An 18982-nucleotide genomic window follows, 5' to 3' on the forward strand; every position below is an offset into this window, starting at 1 on the left:
GGGGTAGCCACACCGGCATGCTGTCTGGTCAGGTCGTGTTAGCTGGCGCGTTCGATACGGCAAATGGTGCACTTGGTCTCTTGCATCAGTGTCACCGGATCGTAGCCGTAGGTGGTCGCGGTATTGGCCGCTTCACCAGTCACGTAGGGAACGGTGCCTTCCGGGTAGCGGTCGTGCAGGCTTTCGCCCTGGAACACGCCGCCAAAGTGGAACGGCATGAACGCCACTTTACGATCCACGCGGGGCGTCACCAGTGCTTTTACTTTGACCCGACCACCTTCGGCGCCTTCGACCCACACCTGATCGCCATCGCGGATGCCAATGTCGTTGGCATCGGCTGGGTTGATTTCGACGAACATCTCCTGCTGCAGCTCGGCCAGCCAGGACATGGAGCGCGTCTCTTCACCGCCACCTTCGTACTCGACCAAGCGACCGGAGGTCAGAATGATCGGATACTCCGCGCTGTTGTCACGGTCCTGGATGGTTTTGTACATCGTGGGCAGACGCATGATGGAGTCGAAATCGTCCCATGTCGGGTAGCGCTCGACCAGGTCACGGCGGGTGGTGTAGAGCGGCTCCCGGTGTTTCGGAACGGCATCTGGGAAGGTCCACACCACGGCGCGCGCTTTGGCGTTGCCGTAAGGCGCACAACCGTGTTCGATGGCCACCCGCTGGATACCGCCGGAGAAGTCGGTCTTCCAGTTTTGGCCTTCGGCCGCTGCTTTCTCCTCATCGGTGAGATCATCCCACCAGCCCAGATCTTTGAGCAGCTGATCGGTAAACTCCGGGTAGCCGTCGTCGATGTCACCGCCAACCGGTGCCGAGCCTTCCGCCAGCAGGTTCACACCGTCGCGCTCGATACCGAAGCGGGCGCGGAAGCCCATGCCGCCTTCCATGACCGGGACGCTGGTGTCGTAGAGGTTGGGCGAGCCGGGGTGCTTGAACTCAGGCGTTCCCCAGCAGGGCCACGGTAGGCCGTAGTAGTCGCCATCGGCAGGGCCGCCCTGGGCACGCAGGTTCTCAAAACTGAAGGTGTGCCAGTTTTGCTGGTGCTCTTTCAAGCGCTCTGGGCTTTGGCCGGTGTAGCCGACGGTCCACATACCGCTGTTAATTTCACGCAGTACGTCTTCGATCACCGGTCGATTGCCTTCCATCGCGAAGTTCTTCACGAACTCGTTGCCAAAGCCGAGCTTGTTGGCAAATAGATACATGATTTCGTGGTCCGGCTTGGACTCGAACAGCGGCTCGATGACCTGGTCGCGCCACTGAATCGAGCGGTTCGTTGCCGTGACGCTACCGGTCGTTTCAAACTGGGTGGCGGCGGGCAGCAGGTACACGCCGTCGGTACGGTCATGCATGACAGCGGCAACGGTGGGATACGGGTCGACGATGACCATCATCTCCAGCTTCTGCATCGCCTTCTGCATTTCGACGCCGCGGGTTTGCGAGTTGACCGCGTGGCCCCAGTAGAACATCGCTTTCAACGCAGTGCGCTGGGAGATGTTGTCATCCTCTTCCAGCACGCCATCCACCCAGCGAGAGACGGTGATACCGCTGGAGTACATCGGTTTGCCATCGGCGTACTCGGTGTCGTCGAAGCGGCCTTTCAGCCATTCGTAGTCCACGTCCCACACCTTGGCCCAATGCTGCCAAGCCCCCTCTGCCAAGCCGTAGTAACCCGGCAGGGAGTCACACCCTAGCCCCAAGTCGGTCGCGCCTTGCACGTTGTCGTGACCACGCAAGATGTTGGCGCCGCCACCGGATTTACCGATGTTACCCAGCGCTAGCTCTAGAATGCAGTAGGCGCGGGTGTTGTTGTTGCCGGTGGTGTGCTGAGTACCGCCCATGCACCACACCACGCAGCCGGGGCGGTTGTCGGCAAGACGCTTGGCTACGTCGAACATCTCGGCTTCGGGTACGCCAGTAATGTCTTCGACGACGCTGGGCGGGAACTGGGCGACTTCGGCCCGCACATCGTCCATGCCATAGACGCGCTGGCTGATGTACTCACTATCTTCCCAGCCGTTTTCGAAGATGTGCCACAGCAAGCCCCAGATGTAAGCCACGTCCGAGCCGGGGCGAATGCGCACGTACTTGTTGGCTTTCGCCGCCGTACGCGTAAAGCGCGGGTCTGCGACGATGATGTCGCAGTTGTTGCGCTCTTTGGCAATCAGGATGTGCTGCATGGCGACCGGGTGCGCTTCACTGGGGTTCGAGCCAATGAACAGGATCGCCTTGCTGTTGTGCATATCGTTGAGCGAGTTGGTCATCGCTCCATAACCCCAGGTATTGGCTACACCCGCCACGGTCGTGGAGTGACAAATACGTGCCTGGTGGTCAGTGTTGTTGGTGCCCCACATGGAGGCGAGCTTGCGCATCAGATACGCCTGCTCGTTGTTGAACTTCGCCGAGCCCAACCAGTAAACGCTGTCCGGGCCGTAGCTGTCGCGCAGCTCGAGCAGCTTGTCGCCGATCTCGTTGACCGCCTCGTCCCAGTCCATGCGCTGCCACTCGCCCGCCACTAACTTCATCGGGTACTTCAAGCGGCGCGTGGAGTGGCCGTGCTGGCGCAGCGACGCGCCTTTGGCACAGTGGGCCCCACGGTTGATCGGGTGGTCGAAGGCAGGCTCCTGTTTGGTCCAGATTCCCTCTTGCACTTCGGCATAGACACCACAACCCACCGAGCAGTGGGAACAGATGGTGCGCTTGGTCTCCACCGGGGAGTCGAGCACCGGCGTTTTATTCGCCGCTTCGGTGCGCTGCATCATCGGCGCGCCCATGAAGCCTGCTGCGGCAACGCCGCCAGTGGCGACGCCCGTACGCTTCAAGAACTGACGACGGGAAATACCCAGTCCAGTGGTCGCAGGGGCGTTCGTTTTACGAGTTAAACGCATGGCAAATCTCCTGGCAGTTCGCCGTCAGTCACGCAGCGATGCGTAGTAAGCACGAATATGGTCGGTCTCACGGTAGTTCACCGTCTGCTTGTCGCGCTCGACCGGGCTCTTGTCATCCGCCTGTGCCAAGGTGACGTGGCCGACCGCAGCGGCGGCACCCGCAGCAGCGGTGCCTAAACCAACGGTTTTCATAAACCGGCGGCGCTCAGGGTTATGTGACTGGTGCATGGGGTTCTCCTCTTTCATGCTTTTCTTATACGTGGCCAGCAGGCCTGTCGTTCACTTACCGCTGCGCACGGTCACGTCACGGTGTGGCTTTGCGCGCTGCACCGGCGTCATAGGAAGCAGGCTCCACTATGCGTACCGGTCGATAGGCCGCCTGATCGCTCAAGCGTGCCTGTTCGCTCTCCATGAAAGCGCTACCCAACTGCCCCAGCGCTGCATAGAAAGCGGTGTCTACGTTGGCAAGGTCATCCCAACAGCGGCTGGCCCAAGGGGCAAGATGCCGTTGAAAAAAGGTAAATTGCTCGCCATTTTGTACCGCGATGAGCATGGCCATCACTTCACACACCGCGGCCAGGTGATCTTCTGGATCCCGGGTATGCTCGCAGCGCTCGAAGCCCAGCGCTCGGAGGTCTTGGCGCAGTGCGACCAACGCGGCTTCCATCAATTCGCCATTTCGGTACCAAGACGCATAGGGGACTACGTCGCCTTGAATCACGCCGACCAAGTGGCGAAAATGCGCCCGTTTCAAGCCGTCGACATCGCTCTGGGCCGCGGCCAGCGACAGCGCCGCCCAACACTCGGCAATACGGCTGCCGTCTTGCTCGTTATCCAAGCTCGCCAACCACGCCAGCAGCTCGCCATCCGGCGCTTGGCGCAGCAGGCTGGCGAGCAGTTGGTAGATATCCATGCGCAGTGCATCGGTGTCGCTTAGCGTCGGCATTGCATCGCTCATAGCTTCATACCTTTAGTTGCGCGTTAGGGTCGCGCGCCATGGTTTTCCAAACGTCTTTCACCCGGCAGTCTTCGCACATTTCCAACCGCGCCATGGCATCCCCGGCAAAATAAGGGTGATTGGCCAGCTTGGCTTTGATGGTGGCCACGGTACTGGCCGTGGCGAACGGCTTGCCGCAGCCGATGCACTCGAACGCCGCCTCCTCATGGCAAATGTGCCGTGTGTCGCGCTCGGGCGCGGCGAGGAACCCCGGCGCCAGCGTAATGGCGTCTTCCGGGCAGGCCTGTTCGCAGAGCCCGCACTGCACGCAGTCTGCTTCGAGAAAACTCAGCGCGGGGGCGTTGCCCCCAGACTTGAGCGCAGGCGTTGGGCAGTTGCTGACGCAGGCGTGGCACAGCGTACAGGCCGCGCTATCCACCTGAATACCACCGTACGCCGCGCCCTGAGGCATGGCATGACGCTCACCGCTGGGCGCACCCAACTCGGCCAGTCGCGTCAGAACCACGTTCAGGCGGGCACGCTTGTTAGGCTCGTCGAAGTTCAACGGCGACTCGGTGAGCGGAGTGAGGCTCGGCAGCGCATCGCGCTCGCTCTCGTCTCCAGCGGGCAGCAGCTTGATGCGTGCCGTGTCGTGGCCAAGCGCGGTCAGTAGCGCGTGCGCCTGGGCGATTTGCTGCTCTAAAAACGCGCTGAGCCGATTCGGCATGTCATCGTGAAGCTGAATGCGCACTTCGGCGGCACCGCTGGCAAGTGCCGTCAGCCACTGGTCGTGACCCGCCGCGCCCAGTTCTTCTAAGGGTGCATCGATGATATGACCCGGCGTGGTAATACCTGCGTTGCGCTCGGCTTCCAGCGAGTCATGGGTGATGAAGCGCAGCACCGGCACCTCGCCACCGGCGTCGCGGTAGGCAGATAGCCAAGTGGCGAGCGTATCCTGCTGCCGGCGGGTTTCCGGTAGGCGAAACTCGATGGCACCGGTCGGGCACGCGCTGGTGCAGCTCCCCACGCCCTGGCAGAGAAACGGATCGATCTCGATGCGCGACTCGATGCGGCCTTGGATGCTGGCAATCGCATCCGCCGGGCAGACGTCGAGACAGCGGGTGCAGCCAACGTTACCGCTGGACGAGTGGGCACAAAGATCGGTATTGACCTGGAAATAGCGCGGTTTGTCGAATTCGCCCACCAGTTCGGTCACGCTCTCCAGCACGTCGGCACGCTCTGCCTCCTGACGCTCCCACGCGAGGCGCAGGTAGCCCGGCGGCGGCAACTCCCATGCAGCCACGCCCAATGCGCCTTCGGTGAGATCCAGCACCACGTCGAAAACGTCGCGTTCGATCAATGCTTGCGCCAAATTGAGCGCGTCGCCATCGGCTTGAGCCAGGGTGGTTCGGAACCCGCCCAGGTGGCCCGCAATACGCAGTTGGGGCTGCTGATGTGTGCTCAGCAGGTGTGCGGTAACCGGCTCGCTGGTGGCAGGAAGATCGACAGCGACATCCGTCGTCAGCAGCGTCAGCGACGCGAGCCCACGACCTTGCAGCGCACGCGCCGCTGGGCTGACGGACGCTGCACGACCCAGTAGCAATACGTGCCCTCGGCTATGGTAGGTCACGTTGGCAGGCGTTAAATTCACCGGCCATGAGATACGCCGACGCACCGCTTCACGGGCGGCGGCGTTACGCTGGTCGTCGATCGACGCCAGTTGGATTCGTTGGTTCATGCATTCTCACGGTCAAGAGGTCGTTTTTGTTATAATTAGCGTTTAGATGTCGTCATTTCGAGGATGACTTTCGACGTTATATCGACATAGCTTATTGTATCAGCGTACGGCGCAAACCGCTTTTTTGCCACTTCCATTGGTCGAATCGCTGTCAACGCAAGCCTGCTCGGTTTTTTTACAACCCACTGATTCAAAAAGCTAACCGTCTTTTTTTCGCTCTCCCAGAGCGTGATCGGAATCATCAGACCGGTCGTCTAGTGAGACACTTTGTACAAAACTGTCATCACTTGTGCAAGCGCTCCCCTGCCCAGCTCCCTTCTCATCCTCATCATGGCCCGCGCGTTCTGCGTCGTTTTGCGCGGACTCGTCCAGCTTATCGAGGGCCTCCTCTGCTTTATTGGCCCAGCGCCGCAGCTTGCCCGCCAGCTCGCTCGCCATCGGCTTCAATTGCTGAGTGTAGTCAGCGTCGTAATCGTCCAGACCATCGCGCACGTTGTAGTTACCGGTGGCCCAGAGCCTGCGTAGTGCGCGACGGCGCAGGGCGGCGCTCACGCCAGGCACCATGAAGGCACTGAAATCACTGCCAGCAGGCAGCGTATCCGGATCGGGCAGCGTGTGGTCCAAACTACCGGGAGGTGGCAACGCTGACGTCTCTTGCTCGTCAGTGGCTGCCTCGACGGCTACGTCATCGGCCCCATGATCGGCAACATTAGCGCGCTGTTCCGCCGACGGCCTGACGCGCTCACCTTGCTCGACACCCGTAGGCTCGGGAGAGTCAGTTTCAGACGAGCTAGGCGGAAGGTTCTCGTCATCGAGACCGCGCTTTTTACGCGACCAGCGCTCAAAACGGCTCACTGCGGCTGCTCCTTGGCCGGGGTCTCTTTACCACGCCCGGCTCCTTTGCGTTTTTTCTTGCGGGTTTCCACCGGGGCGTCACCGTGGCGAGCTAGGTAGTGCTCGATCCACACTTGAATCGCCATCGGCATGGGCGCTTCCAACACCTGCTGCTCGCCATCGAGCCAGCCCGCGGCGACGTCTTGGCTGGCGGTCATCGCATCGGGCGTCGGGGTCTGCCCCGTGAATCCAGCACGCACGAACAGGCGCGGTGTGGACGAGGTAAGGTTGAACCGGTAGGCCGCTCGCTCGGTCATGTAGAGCTGCAAGTTGAGAACACACTCCCCCTGGTCGCCCGGCACGAGCTCGGCAATACGCCACTGGGTCTGTGTGAAACGTCCCACCTGCTTGGCCTCCGCCATCAAGGTGACGCTCAGCGCGCGCAAATTATCACTCATGGGTTTCACCCCCTTAGACCTTGAACGGGTAGACAAGTAAGCCTTTTGAGCGCCATCATCGTCAACTCAGACTATTTTACTCAACTATTATCGTAATGTTCGCCGTGTTTGCGTTACCCACACCACGTTTTGGTATCAGTGAGGATTGCGGATGCCCGCCCTTCAGCTAAGCCGAGCCCGCTTACCGGCCACGACCACCATCGATGTCATGGATGCCTACGGCGACACGCGCGCCCAGGCGATTGCCGCCGAGCGTGCGCTCACGGTCTACCTCAATAAGCGCGAGATCGTCACGCTAATGACCCTAGGAGACGACCCAGAAGCGCTGGTGGTAGGCTACTTGCGTAATCAGGGTCTATTGCGCAGCGCCGAGGATTTGGCCGCCGTGCAGGTCGATTGGGACGTCGAAGCAGCGGTGGTCGTCACTCGCCATCTGCCGGAGGACTTGGAAGCGCGCCTGGGCAAACGCACCGTGACGACCGGATGCGGCCAAGGTACCGTGTTCGGAAACCTGCTGGAGCAAACCGCCCTGACCGCGCTGCCCGAGACACCGTTGGCGCAATCCACTCTGTATGATTTATTGGCTAATTTGAACACCTATAATGACACCTATCGCAGCGCGGGGGCGGTTCACGGCTGTGCGCTGTGCCACCAAGCGCGGGTGCTGGATTTCGTCGAAGACGTGGGCCGACATAACGCCGTCGATACGCTGGCCGGCCGCCAGTGGCTCAATCAAGCGGACAGCCAGAGCGCCGATATTTTCTATACCACCGGCCGCCTCACCTCCGAAATGGTGCTAAAAGTCGCGCAAATGGGCATTAGCGTGCTGGTATCGCGCTCAGGCGTGACGCAAAAAGGCGTAGAGCTGGCCGAACGTTTCGGCGTCATGCTGATCGCTCGGGCCAAAGGCAAAAGCTTCCAAGCGATCAACGCCGCTGGCCGCTTGACCCTAGACGCCATTCCCCCCAAACCGCCCAGCGCGCGCTCGTCCAAGGAGGCAGGCGTATGATAGCCAAGCAGGATCTCACCGGAATGATTCTCGCGGGCGGCGAGGGTCGCCGTATGGGCGGTCGAGACAAGGGGCTCGAGCCTTTCGCGGGCCTGCCGCTGGTGGCGCATACCGTCAAACGCTTTGACGGTCACGTGCATGAGCTGATGATCAACGCCAACCGCAACGGCGATGCCTACGCGCTGTTTGCCGACCGCGTCATCGCTGATGCCGAAGGCGGTTTCAAAGGTCCGCTGATGGGTATTTACAGCGGCCTATGTGCCGCCCAAACGCCGTGGCTATTGGTCGCCCCTTGCGACTCCCCGGCGCTGCCCTTCGATGTGGTGTCGCGGATGATCGCGGGGGTTATCCAAGAAGGTGTCGAACACGACATTGCCGTGGCCTTCGATGGCGAGCGCCTGCACCCGGTCATCGCGCTACTGCGCACGTCGCTGGCCGACGATTTGGCCGCGACGCTGGCCGACGGCGAGCGTAAAATCGACCGTTGGTACGCCCGCCACGCTTGGTGCCGCGTCGATATGTCGGATTGCCCGGAAGCGTTCGCCAACCTCAACACCGAAGAGGAAAAAGCGCGTTTGGAGCAGGCCATGACGACATCCTCCCAGGAGGTGCCATGAGCCTATCGTGTTTCGAGCTGGGCGAGCAGATGCTGAGTGTCGAGGCCGCCCGAGCGGCGCTGATGACGCTGGTGGAAACGCCGGTAGCCGTCGAGCAGGTGCCGCTGAGCCGCGCCTACGGGCGCAGGCTGGCCGTCGACATCACCGCCCGAATCAACGTGCCGCAAAATACCAACGCGGCGATGGATGGCGTTGCCCTGGCATGGCCCAACGCGTCGCCTCATGCTGTGCACTTTCCTGTCATCGGCGACGCCGTTGCCGGGCAAGCGTTCGACGGTCATGTGCTCCCCGGCCAGTGCGTACGCATCACCACCGGCGCGCCCATGCCTAGCGGCACCGATACGGTCATCATGCGTGAACAGCTCGTCGAAGAGGCGTACCGTGTCACCGTCGAACGCCCCGAGCGCGTCAGCGTCGGGCAGCACGTTCGCCAAGCGGGCGAGGACATTGCCGAGGGCGACGTGGCGTTGACGGCAGGCACACGGCTGGACGCTGCGGGCATGGGTCTGGCAGCCTCGCTGGGCTACGCCGAGATCACGGTGTATCGGCGTCCCAAGGTCGCGATTTTCTCTACCGGCAACGAAGTCACGCCGCCAGGGGAGCCGTTGCCCAGCGCCGGGATTTACGATACCAACCGGTTTACCTTGATGGGCATGCTCAGCGAGCAAGGGGCCGAGGTCGTGGATCTAGGCATTTTGCCCGACGACCCGCACACCATCGAACGGGCGCTGGCCGAGGCTGCGACACAGTGCGACCTGGTGATCACCAGCGGCGGGGTATCGGTCGGTCATGCGGATTACACACGCACCGCGCTGGAGGCCCTTGGGCGGCTGGCCTTTTGGCGGGTGGCGCTGCGCCCGGGTCGCCCCATGGCCTGCGGCCAGCTAGGCGCTTCGCGCACGCCGTTCGTGGGTCTGCCAGGCAACCCGGTGGCCGTCATGGTAACGTTTAGTCAGTTCGTGGTGCCGCTGCTGCAGCGGCTGCAAAGCCAACCACCGGCAGCACCGCGACGGCTGACGGCGATGGCCCAAACGTCGCTTAAAAGTCGTTTGAAACGCACGGATTTTTTGCGCGGTGTCTATACGTGCGATGACCAGGGAGTGCTGCACGTGCGCAGCACCGGCGCCCAGGGTTCGGGTATTTTGACATCCATGGTGATGGCCAACTGTTTGATCGAACTTGGCGATGACCAAGCAGGCGCTCAGCCAGGCGAGGCGGTCTGCATTCAACCCATAACGAGCTGGCAATGACCGAACAACTGATCGACGATTTTGGCCGCCGGGTACGCTACGTACGCATGTCGGTCACTGACCGCTGCGACTTTCGCTGCGTGTACTGCATGAGCGAGGAAATGACGTTTCTTCCCCGTGCGCAAGTCCTCACACTGGAAGAGCTGGCCATGGTGGCACGCGCCTTCACCGAGCTGGGTGTCGAGAAAATCCGCCTGACCGGGGGGGAGCCGCTGGTGCGTAAAGGCATCGAGCAACTCGTGGACGACATCGGCGCCCTACCAGGGTTGGACGACTTCACCATGACCACCAACGGTGCCAGCCTACGTAAACACGCCAAGCGGCTCTACCAAGGCGGCTTGCGTCGGCTCAATATCAGCCTCGACTCTCTCGATCCCGAGCGCTTCAAGCAGCTCACGCGCACCGGCGATCTCGCCAAAGTGATCGACGGCATCCACGCCGCCCAAGAGGCGGGCTTCGAGCGCATCAAGCTGAACGCGGTAATTTTGAAGGGCCGCAACGAAGACGAAGTGCTCGACTTGGTGACCTTTGCCCGCCAGGAAGGCCTCGATATCAGTTTCATCGAGGAGATGCCGCTGGGCGATGTATCGGATCACTCCCGGGCGGAGACTTTCTACTCCAGCGACGACGTCCAGGCGATGATCGAAACCCGCTACCCGCTGACGGCGACTACCGAGACCACGCCCGGGCCGTCGCGCTACTTCAGAATGGCCGACAGCGATAGCCGCGTAGGCTTTATCTCGCCCCATAGCCACAACTTCTGCGATAGCTGTAACCGCGTTCGGGTCACCGTGGAAGGCCGTCTGCTGCTGTGCTTAGGGAATGAACACTCGGTGGACTTGCGCGCCGTGTTGCGCCGCCACCCTGGCGACATGCAGGCGCTCAAAACCGCCATTATCAACGCCCTGCCGCTCAAGCCAGAACGCCACCACTTCACCACCGACGGTGATGTGCAGGTGGTGCGTTTCATGAACATGACCGGAGGCTAACCGTTGGCTGCTGCGTCACGCGTACCCGTTCACATCGTCACCGGCTTTTTAGGTAGCGGTAAAACCACGCTTATCCACAGCCTGATCGAACAAAAGCCTGTGGATGAGAAGTGGGCCATTCTGGTCAACGAATTTGGTCAGATCGGCATCGACCAAGCCATGTTCGATCGCCGCGACGATGTGGTGGTGAAGGGCCTACCCGGCGGCTGTCTGTGCTGTCAGCTTGCGTTCGTGTTACAGGCCGCGCTGGTCAATCTGTTGGCGCGCAGCAAGCCTGACCGGGTGATCATCGAGCCCTCCGGCCTTGGCCACCCGGCGGGGTTGCTCGACCTGCTGCGCGGTGAGGCGTTTCAGGATGTGGTAGCCGTACAAGATATTATCGCCACGCTCGACCCTCGTCGCCTGGACGACACCCGCGTGCGCGAGCACGAGACGTTTCAAGACCAGCTGCAGATGGCCGATGCCATCGCCATTACGATGGGTGACCAAGCAAGCGAGGCCCAGCATCGTCGAGCGCAGCAGTTTGTCGGTGCGCTATGGCCAACGCCAAAGTGGGTGCATATCGTCGACCACGGCAAACTTCCCGTGGCGCTGCTGCTGGAGAGCGGTCAGGCCAGCCAGCCAGCGCAGACCGCGATGCCTGACGCGCACCACGCCTTGGCGGCGGCCCCGAGCCTGGATGGCGCGTTTTTCGATTTCCCACCGCCGCCCGGGGCACCTCAGCAGCAAACCGCCAACACCTTGGGCTACACCAGTACCGGCCTGCGCTGGCACCCCACCGAACGCTTCGACCTCGACCTGCTTGCCCACTGTGTCGGTGAATTACCTACCTCCGCTCGGGTGAAGGGCGTGTTTCACACCACGGATGGCTGGAAACGGCTCAACCGCGCCGACGGAGCGCTCAGCGTCGCCAGCAGCGCCTGGCGGCAAGACTCGCGGCTCGAAGTGATTACCCCCGACCCTATCCCCTCCGACGCTATCGACACTATCGAACACGCGGCGCTCATCGCCACCCTGCATGCACAGCTGGCTCGCTCACGAGTGGAAGCGCCCTGATACCATCGCCTCGATCTCACTGACCGGAACCGGGCGACCATACAAATAGCCTTGAAAGGCGTGGCAGTCGTGAGCCATGAGCCACACCTGCTGGGTCTGGGTTTCGACCCCCTCGGCAATGATGTCGAGGTTCAAGCTCTTGGCCAGGGCGATGGTACTCTCCACGATCGCCGCATTGGCCTTGCTCTCAAGTACTTGGTGTACAAAGGACTGATCGATTTTTAGCTGATCCAGCGGCAACTGAGCCAAATAGGCCAACGACGAGTAGCCGGTGCCAAAATCGTCCAATGAAAAGCGCACACCCAACGCCTTCAAGCTCAACATTTTATCTCGAGCGTCGTCACGGGCCTCCACGAAGAGTGACTCGGTGACTTCGAGCTTGAGCTGGGCCAGCGGCGCTTGGGTGCGCTGAAACACGTGCTCCACGCGGGGCAAGAAATCCGCCTCGCGAAACTGCAGCGGACTGATGTTGACCGAGATCGTCAGGTGGCTGAGCAGCGGTGAAGGCGCCCAGCGAGCAAGCTGCTGGCAGGCTTCTTCCAATACCCATTCGCCCACGTCATTGATCAGCCCGGTGCTCTCCAGTAGTGGAATGAACTCCCCCGGAGAGACCATGCCACGCTCGGGGTGCTGCCAACGCAGCAGCGCTTCCACCCCGGTGAGCATACCGTGGCGATCCACCTGAGGCTGATAGTGAAGTCGCCATTGCTGATTCTCCAATGCCTGGCGCAGTTCCGCCTCAAGCTTCACTTTGGCCAGCAGCGCGGCCTGCATGGAGGGATCGAAGAAACGCAGCGATTGTCGCCCGCCCGTCTTGGCTTGAGAGAGCGCCATATCTACCTGCTGTAGATAGTCGTCGGCGCTCCGCTGACTATCCGACACGATGGTAATGCCCACGCTGGCACTCACCACGGCACTCTCTTCACCAATTGGGACGGGCTCGTCCAGCGCCGCTAACAGTTTTTTGGCGATGTGCTCGACTAACGCGTGCGTTTGGCGTGGGCTACCATCCACGCCTTCGATCAACACGGCAAATTCGTCACTGCCCAGCCGAGCGAGCGTGTCGGTGTCACGCAGCATTTGACCGAATCGGCGGGCCACGCACTGCAACAGTTGGTCCCCCGCGTGATGCCCCAAGGTGTCGTTCACATGGTTGAAGTTATCGATGTCGATCAGCAAGAGCGCGCCACAGCGCTGATGGCGGTTTAGCTCCTTCAGCGCCGTGCCGACACGGTCCATGAAGAGACGCCGGTTGGCGAATCCGGTGAGCGGGTCGTAAAACGCCAACTGGTGAATCTCCTGCTCGGCAGCTTTGCGCTCACTGATATCGCTCATGGTGGCGACGTAGTGGGTCAGCTCGCCCGCCGCGTCGTAAACCGCACTAATGGTCAGCCACTCGGGAAACAGCTCACCGTTTTTGCGCTGATTCCAAATTTCTCCTTCCCAACTCCCCGTGGCCATGACGCTGCGCCACAAACGACGATAAAACGCCGCGTTATGGTGGCCCGAGCTGAACATGCGCGGATTCTTGCCCACCACTTCTTCATCGCTGTAGCCAGTAATGCGTTTGAAGGTATCGTTGACCTTTAAAATATGACCCCGCGCGTCCGCCACCATGATGCCCAAGTGCGCCTGAAAAGCCGCAGCCGCGATTTTCAGCTCGACTTCTGCTTGTTTCGCGTCGGTAATATCGCGGGTCACGGATAAAACTCCTTCGATGTGATGAGTGTGACTGGCCAACGGGCTCACCGTGGCGTGAAAGTGACGCTGCTGCTGGCCAAGCAGTAACGGATATTCGAACGTCGCCACCTGTCCGGAGCGCTGGACTTGGTGGAACACCTTATCAAAGGTCTTGGCCAGCGTGGCAGGCAGTACTTCATCGTAATGTCGCCCTAGCGCTTGCTGGCTTTCCAGCAGAAATTTGTCCTTCTCGATGGCGTGAACGAAGCGAAACCGCCCTTGACCATCGAAGACGAAAATCAAATCTTGCAACGAGTTGATCAGCGCGTCCAAGCGCGCCTCCCGGGATTGCAGCCGATACGAGAGCGACAGTCGATTCAAATAGTGCCTCACGCCCCAGGCCCCTAGTAGCAACATCCCTCCCATTGCCAGCGTGAGAACCAGGCCGCGTTGACGCCAACCGGCAAGCTGGCGCTGCACATCGACCCCGACCACTACCAGTACGGGGTAATTGCCGACACGCTGCATATGGAACAGGCGCTCGCGCCCGTCCAGCGGCGAGCGAGCCGTAAACGTTTGAGAGGCTTGCTGGGTGGTCAGCCACTGCCGTGTCGCCGGATCGTCGATCTGCATGCCCACCAAGGCAGGTGGATCAGGCACGGGATGACGAGCGATGAGCTTCAAGCTACCGTCGACCAAGCTCATGCTTTCGCCATCATAAACGCGCATTTGTTGAAGAGCGTCCATCAGGGTTTGGGGCACCAAACGCGCGACCACGACGCCATCGAAACGATCGTTTTCGCCGCTGATTCGCCGAGCGTGATAGAGATAAAACTGACGATCCTCGTCCGACCAGTAAAGCGGCGTCACGAGCTCGCGCTGGCCCCCTTGCTGAAACGAGCGAAAAAAATCAGTGTGACTAATATCGATGCCCGCATGGCGATTATCACGACTACTGATCCATACGCGCCCTTGGTCGTTGAGAATACCGATCTCATTGATCAGCGGCATATACCGGGTCAAGGCTTCTACGGCCCCCTGTATGTCGGCCATACCGTCAGCGCTATCGAACCCGCGGGTCTCAACGTGCTGAGCCAAGGTGAAAAGTGCTTGCCCGCTCTGTCCGAAGACACCTTTCGCCCACTCGGTCATGACGTTAGAGCGGGCAGAGGCCCGGGCTTCTGCCGCACGAATCTCCTGCTGGTACTGGCCAGTCAATAGCCAACCAAACAGCGACACCACCACACACAGCGCCAAAAAGAAAAAGCCGATCGCGCGTCGCTGCAAACGTCGATAACGTGGCAATACGGGCACATCGCGGCTCGTTGCATCACTGCGAGAAGGAAACATGGCACATCGACCTTATTCAGGTATCCCGCAGGCGCACCTGATACAGTGTAAAAAAGAACAGTGGAAGATACACCAACGCCAGGCCAAGATGACATCACCCCATAGTGGCGCGTTGTTTTTTTGATGTATATCAGTTTTTAGCCAGCTTAATTCTTCAATAAGCGCCCTTTTTATCAAGAAGAGGCAGTTATGGCATCGCTAGGCCAAATGAGCGACTACGACATACGTCTAGTGCGTATTTTTAAAACGGTGGTGGAGTGCGGAGGCTTCACTGCAGCCGAGACTACGCTGGGCATTAGCCGCTCGGCGATTAGTCAGCACATGAGCGACCTTGAAAGCAGGCTGGGCTTTTCGCTATGTCAACGGGGGCGTGGAGGCTTTAGCCTGACAGAAGAGGGTAAGGAGATTTACCAGGCGGGACTCACACTGCTTACGGCGCTGGAAACGTTCAAAAGCGATGTGAATGCGCTACACCATACCATCAAAGGCGAGCTGAACATCGGCATTACCGACAATCTCGTCACTCTCCCCGCCATGAACGTCACCCATGCGCTAGCCGCACTGACCGCCCCCCACCATGAGGTCACGGTACACATTCATATGGAGCCATCGGATGCGGTGATTCGCGGCGTGATGGATGGTCATCTACACGTGGGCGTCGTGCCCGCCGTGAACCTGCCCACCAGCCTGGAAACACGCTTGCTCTACGACGAGCCCTCTTACCTATACTGCTCCGCTGGCCACCCGCTGTTCAGCGTACCCGACGACGCCGAGAGCGCCGCCCAGCTTGCTCGATACCCGGCTATTCGACCCCGCTACCCGCTTCCCGACATGGCGCGTCAAGCCCACGAAGCGCTCAACCTACAAGCCTCCGCTTCCGACCGGGAGGGCGCGGCGTTCCTGATCCTCACCGGCCGATTCATCGGCTTTCTACCCGAGCATGTCGCCGCGCAGTGGGTCGCCGCAGGCAAAATGCGCGCCCTGCATCCGACCACTCGGCACTATCGCATTCCCTTTGTGCTGGTCACGCGCCACGACCGACGGCCCAACCGGGTGGTCGATGCGTTTTTGGGGTTTGTCGAACAACGCGAATCATAAAGCATAACGCCCGGCAAAGTGCCGGGCGTCATAGCGTGGTTCAGTCATCAAACCGGATAACGACTTATTTTACGACCTCACTCGCCGCGAGAGGTACAGGCCCCACCTGAGGCGACGTTGCCAGTGCTTGGCTGGCGAGGTAATAGACGACTGCCCCCAGCGCGGAGCCCGTAAACCAGCCGTAGTCATAGAACCAGTTCATGGTACCGGTCAGCAGCGAGAGCAGCGTTAACGCCACCGGAACACCAAAGGCGATAAAACCGGCGATATTGACGGCGGGATAAGCATGGTGGTCCATATACAGGCTCGGCACATCCAAACGCTGCTTTTTAATCAGGAAGTAATCCACCGCCATGATGCCAGCGATGGGCCCTAACAGGCTGGAGTAGCCCAGCAGCCAGTTGGAGTACATCTGCTCCAGAGAAACGCCCTGGCTCACCACCCCCGCCTTTTGCAGCAGGTCGTAACCCATCAGCAACACCCCTACAGCCCCTGTCAGCAGCACTCCTCGCGTTTGATTGATAAATTTAGGCGCAATATTTTGGAAATCATTGGTAGGGGAAACAATGTTAGCGGCAGTATTCGTGGAGAGTGTCGCGATAATGATCAATACCATCGCCAGCACCACCCAAGCAGGACTGTCAATCATCCCAATCAAATTGACTGGATCAGCAATGGTCTGTCCTACCAGCGACTCAGACGCTGCGGTAAGCACCACACCAAGGGCAGCAAAGAAGAACATGGTCAACGGCAAGCCCAGGATCTGCCCGACGATCTGGTCCTTCTGGCTCTTGGCGAAGCGACTGAAATCAGGAATGTTCAGTGACAGCGTTGCCCAGAAGCCCACCATGGCCGTCAGGCCAGCAAAGAAGTAACCATACACCGAAGCCCCTTCCGGGCGCGACGGCGGCTGGGCCAGCAGCTCGGTCATCGACATGTGCGGCCACGCCCACATCATCAACCCGATCCCTACGGCCAGCAGCAGCGGCGCTGCCAGGGTTTCCAGCCACTTGACCGACTCGGCCCCGCGAATCACCACGTACAGGTTCATGGCGCCAAACACGAAGAAGCCAATCACCTCGCCGACGCCTCCCAGCGCCGCCCAGGCGGGAAACAGCGCCGACAGCAGCAGGTGAATGGCCAGCCCGCCAAACATGGTTTGAATGCCAAACCAGCCGCAGCCCACCAGCGCCCTCACCAGGCAGGGCACGTTGGAGCCCAGGATACCAAACGAAGAGCGCAGCACCACCGGAAAGGGAATGCCGAATTTGGTGCCGGGAAAAGCGTTCAGCGTCAGCGGAATCAGCACGATCACGTTGGCCAGCAGAATGGCCAACAGCGCCTCGCCAACGCTCAGCCCAAAGTAGGCCGTGAGCACGCCGCCCAGGGTGTAGGTGGGTACGCAGATCGACATACCGACCCACAGCGCCGCAATGTTCCATTTGCTCCAGGTACGCTCTTTTGCTTCGGTGGGCGCAATATCCTCGTTGAAGCGGGCGCTTTCACGTACATCGTCTTCCACTGCCAGTTCGACCAACCCCTGCTGATTGATCATTCGAGATTTCGCTGCCGTCATCGTTGTCTCCTTAGCCTCGCCATTGCTTTTTTTATCTTCAAAAGTTCAACAGGTTACCCAGCAATAAGCGTGCCCAAAACCACACACTCACCGCTAACTCATTGAACACAAAGCTGACTAAAAAGACATATATAAAAAAGAAACTCTCTACATCATTGTTGTTATAGCAACGGGTATTAAAACTTACTAAACAGGGTAGCGACATATTCATAAAACGCACCATAAGAATGCAAAGAATCAATATGAAAATAAAAAAACAAAACACAAACTATTGATTTAAAATCATAAAAAAAGAAACGCCATAATAGGGCAGCATCTCACCAAATTGATAAAAACGGCCAACTTAAAATTTAAAAAACAGAAAAAACAGTCACTTGAAAGACAACCAGGCTTTTTATAAAAACTTCTTGCAAAACGTCTTCAATCAGCGCTATGTTCAAAAAACTGTCTATCATGACAGCTTTGCTAACAATTATAAGTGTCGACCATGAGTCGATGTCATGACACGCCTAGCGATCTTTTCCGCCACTCATCGATACCGGCAGAAAAGCCACCCATAGCTGACCTCCCATCCATTCGGATGGTCGGCGCGTTATGACAAAAGAGGGGTAGTCCATGCAGAAAATGAAGATTGGCCTGATTCAGATGGCCCTGAATACCAGCACTGATCAAGAACCCGGCGCCATTCGTGACGCGATGAACGAAGCGCACCTGCCCATGATTCAGCAAGCCGCCGAGCAAGGCGTGCAGGTGCTGTGCTTCCAGGAAGTGTTCAATCAGCCCTATTTTTGCCCCAGCCAGGACAGCAAGTGGTACGCCGCCGCCGAGCGGGTGCCGGAAGGCCCCACCTGCCAGATGATGCAGAAGCTCGCGGCCGAGCACCGCATGGTAATCATCGTCCCTATCTATGAAGAGACCGAGACCGGCGTTTACTACAACACGGCGGCGGTATTCGACGCTGACGGTAGCTACCTGGGCAAATACCACAAGACACACATTCCCCAGGTGGCTGGCTTTTGGGAGAAGTTTTTCTTCAAGCCGGGGCAATCCAACTGGCCGGTTTTCGATACTGCCTACGGCAAGATCGGCGTGTACATCTGCTACGACCGCCACTTCCCGGAAGGCTGGCGGGCACTGGCGCTCAACGGCGCCGAAGTGATTTTCAACCCTTCTGCCACGGTGGCCGGTCTTTCCCAATACCTATGGGAGCTGGAGCAACCCGCCTCTGCCGCTGCCAACGGCTGCTTCATCGCCGCGATCAACCGGGTTGGCACCGAGGCGCCCTGGAATATCGGCGACTTCTACGGCTCCAGCTACATCGTCAACCCACGCGGCAAGATCGAGGCCCAGGCCAGCGCCACAGAAGACGAGCTGCTGGTGCATGAGATCGACCTGGATATGGTGCGCGAGGTGCGCAACAACTGGCAGTTCTTCCGCGACCGCCGCCCCGAGACCTACACCCGCCTCACCGACGGTGAATGATTCTGCTGGCTAAA

15 protein-coding genes are annotated in these 18982 nt (G+C 59.7%); 7 read left to right on the plus strand and 8 right to left on the minus strand.

Annotation, left to right across the window (positions count from 1 at the left end):
- Positions 1–38 precede the first annotated feature (38 nt).
- The 6 genes from MHM85_RS08090 to MHM85_RS08115 form a co-directional block, all read right to left on the minus strand.
- The gene (locus tag MHM85_RS08090; protein WP_139525807.1) at positions 39–2894 is read right to left on the minus strand and encodes a molybdopterin-dependent oxidoreductase; all 2856 of its coding nucleotides are present in this window, start codon (positions 2892–2894) and stop codon (positions 39–41) included.
- A 24-nt stretch (positions 2895–2918) separates the two neighbouring features.
- The gene (locus MHM85_RS08095; RefSeq protein ID WP_139525808.1) at positions 2919–3122 is read right to left on the minus strand and encodes a twin-arginine translocation signal domain-containing protein; all 204 of its coding nucleotides are present in this window, start codon (positions 3120–3122) and stop codon (positions 2919–2921) included.
- A gap of 76 nt (positions 3123–3198) precedes the next feature.
- Complete coding sequence (locus MHM85_RS08100) at positions 3199–3852, minus strand: molecular chaperone TorD family protein (protein ID WP_219861939.1); 654 nt, start codon at positions 3850–3852, stop codon at positions 3199–3201.
- A gap of 4 nt (positions 3853–3856) precedes the next feature.
- Positions 3857–5569, minus strand: a complete 1713-nt coding sequence (locus MHM85_RS08105; RefSeq protein WP_219861941.1) for a 4Fe-4S dicluster domain-containing protein — start codon at positions 5567–5569, stop codon at positions 3857–3859.
- Positions 5570–5767: 198 nt separating this feature from the next.
- Positions 5768–6424 (minus strand): DUF3306 domain-containing protein, encoded by a 657-nt coding sequence (locus tag MHM85_RS08110; protein ID WP_219861943.1) that lies wholly within the window; start codon positions 6422–6424, stop codon positions 5768–5770.
- Positions 6421–6861 (minus strand): DUF3305 domain-containing protein, encoded by a 441-nt coding sequence (locus tag MHM85_RS08115; protein ID WP_139525812.1) that lies wholly within the window; start codon positions 6859–6861, stop codon positions 6421–6423. Before MHM85_RS08115 ends, MHM85_RS08110 begins: the two co-directional genes overlap by 4 nt.
- Before the next feature lie 151 nt (positions 6862–7012).
- Here MHM85_RS08115 and MHM85_RS08120 point away from each other — a divergent pair, with 151 nt between their 5' ends.
- From MHM85_RS08120 to MHM85_RS08140, 5 genes are read left to right on the plus strand one after another with little or no spacing between them, the layout of a single operon-like run.
- Positions 7013–7870, plus strand: coding sequence for a formate dehydrogenase accessory sulfurtransferase FdhD (locus MHM85_RS08120; RefSeq protein WP_219861946.1), 858 nt, complete (start codon positions 7013–7015; stop codon positions 7868–7870).
- Entirely contained in the window at positions 7867–8487 is a 621-nt protein-coding gene (mobA, locus tag MHM85_RS08125) for a molybdenum cofactor guanylyltransferase MobA (protein WP_139525814.1), read from the plus strand. Before MHM85_RS08120 ends, mobA begins: the two co-directional genes overlap by 4 nt.
- Complete coding sequence (gene glp, locus MHM85_RS08130) at positions 8484–9737, plus strand: gephyrin-like molybdotransferase Glp (RefSeq protein WP_219861947.1); 1254 nt, start codon at positions 8484–8486, stop codon at positions 9735–9737. Before mobA ends, glp begins: the two co-directional genes overlap by 4 nt.
- Positions 9734–10726 (plus strand): GTP 3',8-cyclase MoaA, encoded by a 993-nt coding sequence (gene moaA, locus MHM85_RS08135; RefSeq protein WP_139525816.1) that lies wholly within the window; start codon positions 9734–9736, stop codon positions 10724–10726. The genes glp and moaA overlap by 4 nt, the downstream gene beginning before the upstream one ends.
- A 3-nt stretch (positions 10727–10729) precedes the next feature.
- Positions 10730–11782, plus strand: a complete 1053-nt coding sequence (locus MHM85_RS08140) for a CobW family GTP-binding protein (RefSeq protein ID WP_219861949.1) — start codon at positions 10730–10732, stop codon at positions 11780–11782.
- Here MHM85_RS08140 and MHM85_RS08145 read toward each other — a convergent pair.
- The gene (locus MHM85_RS08145) at positions 11762–14812 is read right to left on the minus strand and encodes an EAL domain-containing protein (protein ID WP_219861951.1); all 3051 of its coding nucleotides are present in this window, start codon (positions 14810–14812) and stop codon (positions 11762–11764) included. The genes MHM85_RS08140 and MHM85_RS08145 overlap by 21 nt on opposite strands.
- 189 nt (positions 14813–15001) lie before the next feature.
- Here MHM85_RS08145 and MHM85_RS08150 point away from each other — a divergent pair, with 189 nt between their 5' ends.
- Positions 15002–15910: a LysR family transcriptional regulator gene (locus tag MHM85_RS08150; RefSeq protein ID WP_139525819.1), complete on the plus strand. Its 909-nt coding sequence runs from the start codon at positions 15002–15004 to the stop codon at positions 15908–15910.
- Between the two features lie 64 nt (positions 15911–15974).
- Here the strand turns inward: MHM85_RS08150 and MHM85_RS08155 are convergent, their stop codons facing one another.
- On the minus strand, positions 15975–17486 hold the full coding sequence (locus MHM85_RS08155) for an NCS1 family nucleobase:cation symporter-1 (protein WP_239285681.1): 1512 nt from the start codon (positions 17484–17486) through the stop codon (positions 15975–15977).
- A gap of 615 nt (positions 17487–18101) precedes the next feature.
- Between MHM85_RS08155 and MHM85_RS08160 the strand changes: the two genes are divergently transcribed.
- Entirely contained in the window at positions 18102–18968 is an 867-nt protein-coding gene (locus MHM85_RS08160; RefSeq protein WP_139525821.1) for a nitrilase-related carbon-nitrogen hydrolase, read from the plus strand.
- Positions 18969–18982 lie beyond the last annotated feature (14 nt).

The sequence above is a fragment of the Halomonas sp. McD50-4 genome, assembly GCF_022348135.1.
GTDB lineage: Bacteria > Pseudomonadota > Gammaproteobacteria > Pseudomonadales > Halomonadaceae > Vreelandella > Vreelandella piezotolerans.